The organism is Candidatus Skiveiella danica (genome assembly GCF_022705245.1).
GTDB lineage: Bacteria > Pseudomonadota > Gammaproteobacteria > Burkholderiales > Burkholderiaceae_C > Skiveiella > Skiveiella danica.
In genome coordinates, this window is sequence record NZ_JAKJEW010000172.1 from 1 (window position 1) to 562 (window position 562).

General features: G+C 53.4%; 1 protein-coding gene. It reads right to left on the reverse strand.

Going from position 1 to position 562, the window contains the following annotated elements:
* Positions 1-58 precede the first annotated feature (58 nt).
* On the reverse strand, positions 59-562 hold a 504-nt coding region (locus tag ACMUOY_RS20785), incomplete at its 5' end, for an alkyl sulfatase dimerization domain-containing protein (RefSeq protein WP_413894603.1).

Consider the following 562-nt stretch of genomic DNA (forward strand, 5'->3'; position numbering starts at 1 on the left):
TGTGCGCGGTGAATGGCCGGAATAGCCATCCACCGCGTGTCCATGCAGCGTTGCGTGCTTACGGCGTTACGACTGCAAACGAAACGGGTGGTTTGTCAAACAGAGTGAGAAATCTGATCAGATCGATCCGGCTGCCGGTGATCTTGAAATCACTGCTCAACAGGGTGTCTTTGATGTCGGCGGAATCAGTCAAAAGCTTGATGAAGACATTCTTTTTCATGGTAATGGTCACATTGGCGTCCGGTGCCGGTGCCGTTTTCCTGTGGTTAAGTGCGGCCGCCATGGCATCGAGAAAACTTTCAATCGGTGTCTGCATGAGCATATCGATTGCGTAACTGCGATCGCTTTCCCGTTTCGGCGGTCCGTTACGCAACTCTGAAGCGGCTGTCAGATAAATATTGCGCCAGACGGCTGATTCAGACATGTAGCCCATCTGGTCGTAGGTGCGCGCCAGCAGCGTAATGGCATTTGTGTTGTCGGGTTGAGCAAAGACCACGTGATTCAGCAATTCCACCGACCAACGGTAGTCCCCTTTGTCAAAGGCGGCCTGCGCCGCACCGAT